General features: G+C 68.4%; 2 protein-coding genes. Both read right to left on the bottom strand.

From position 1 onward, the window contains the following. The coding region (locus tag ACV4UX_RS18900; protein WP_491594827.1) for a sensor histidine kinase at positions 1 to 1159 on the bottom strand (1159 nt) is incomplete at its 3' end. 260 nt (positions 1160 to 1419) lie between these two features. Continuing rightward, positions 1420 to 2127, bottom strand: a 708-nt coding sequence (locus ACV4UX_RS18895) for an HD domain-containing phosphohydrolase (protein ID WP_491594826.1), incomplete at its 5' end; no start/stop codon positions are given.

Genomic DNA, 2127 nt, shown 5'->3' with positions numbered 1-2127 from the left:
CGTCCGGGAGCGGCAGGGTCACGCTCACGCGGGTGCCGCGCTCATGGGAGCTGTCGAACCCGATGTCTCCTCCGTGGGCCCTGGCGATGAGCCGGGCGCTGTAGGTGCCCAGGCCGGTGCCGCCGGGCTTCCCGGACGTGGCGTACTTTTCGAAGAACCTTTCACGGATGTCGGGGGGAATTTCGCCCGTGTTGTGCACGGACAGGTGCAGCGTGCCCGGGCCGGTCCAGGCTTCCACGCGCACGGTCCCTCCTGAGGGTGAGGCTTCCACGGCGTTCTTGACCAGGTTCGAGGCCATGTCGAAAACCAGGGTCTCGTCGCCGGAGAAGAGGGTGTCGGTCTCCTGGGGGCCGGGGCGCGCATCCAGCGTCACGTGGACGTTCCTGCTCGCGGCGAGCGGGTGCAGGGAGCCGACGACATCCCTGAGGAGCAGGGACATGGAAAAGCGCGCCGGTTCCGGCTTGAAGAGGCCCTGTTCCAGCAGGGCGAACTTTTCGCCGGAGTCCACGAGGTTGATCACATGGCGCACGGCGCGCAAGAGACCCGGGATCAGCGGGCGGAGCTCTTCGTCGACGCCGTCGGCCAGGGCGACCTGGGCGAGTCCGTGCAGCCCGGCCAGGGGGGCTTTGATGTCGTGGCGGATGACCCGCTCGACATCCTGCCGGAACTTTTCGTCGCGCTTGCGCTGCGTCACGTCGAAGCAGTAGCCGATGTAGCCAGCGAAGAGCCCGCGGATGTCCTTGAAGGGGCAGCCGATGTCCAGGATCCACCGGTATTCGCCGTCGTGGCGGCGCAGCCTGTATTCCATCTCGAAGAATCTGCGGGCGTGGAAGGCGTCCAGATAGGTCTTCAGGCAGCGGTCGAAATCCTCGGGGTGCACGCCCTCGGCCCAGCCGTCGCCCAGCTCCTGGCTCAGCTCGCGGCCGGTGAAGGCCAGCCAGGTGGCGTTGAACCAGTCGCAGCGGGCGTCCTTGCCCGCGCGCCAGATCAGGGCCGGGGCTTCGTCCAGGATGGTCAGGTAGAAGTCCGCTTCTTCCGTGGCGCGCTTGTGGTCCACGCCGGAGGGGGCCGTGAGGCCCTGTTCCAGGTCCTTGACGCGCCTGCGCAACGCCACGATCTCCGCCGTGAGTTCTTCCCGCGATTTGTCCTGTTCGCTCATGCCGTCCTCCCTGGCCGGGCATGGCCGCCAGGCCGGCGTGGCGTGGGGGCGAATCTCCGTTTGACGGCGTTCGGAGGCTCCCCTGGTTCGTCCGCGCAGGGCGCTGCGGCCGGGACTTGTCCCGGTCCGTTGTCGCCTCCGGCCGGGCCGGTGAGGATGCCTCGGGGAGACCGTACACTCTTGTCATATGTTCCGGGGAAATGACAAGGCGAACCCGGATTGCGCGGAAGAATCTTCTCCCCCCGCGCCCGATCAGGAGTTCAGACGATCTGCAGAAACGCCTCGGTCACGTCCGGGTCGAAGGCCGTGCCACGGCCGGCGGAGATGATCTCCAGGGCCTCCCGGCGCGCAAAGCGCGGGCGGTAGACCCTGTCGCTGGTCAGGGCGTCGTACACGTCGGCAAGGGCCACGATGCGCGCGCTGGCCGGGATGTCCTCTCCGCGCAGGCCGTCGGGATAGCCCGCGCCGTCCGGGCGCTCGTGGTGGTGGACGGCCACGTCCCGGGCCATCCTGAGCAGCGGGGAGTCCGCTTCCTTGAGCATCAGGCCGCCGATGCCGGGGTGATGCTTCATGATGCCGTACTCCTCGGCGGAGAGCCGCCCCGGCTTGAGCAGCACGGCGTCGGGGATGCCGATCTTGCCGATGTCGTGAAGGGTCGCCGCCATGCGGAGCAGGTCGGCGTCCTCCTCGTTCCAGGCCATGGCCAGGGCGATTTTCCGGCTCAGGCTGCCCACGCGCTCCACATGGTCGCTGGTCTCCAGGTTGCGGAAGTGCAGCGCGGAGAGAAACCCCTTCAGGGCCTGCTCGTCCAGCCGGTTCTGCCCCCGCGCGTGCCCCAGGGCTTCCTCCAGGGCGTTGGCCAGCTCCGGCTGCGGGCACGGTTTGGTCAGGAACTTGTACACGTTGCCCTGGTTGACCGCGCGGGCGGCGGTTTCCACGTCGGCGTGGCCCGTGAGGACGATGCGCAC

The organism is Fundidesulfovibrio sp. (assembly GCF_058402725.1).
This window is presented reverse-complemented; position numbering and strand designations above follow the sequence as displayed.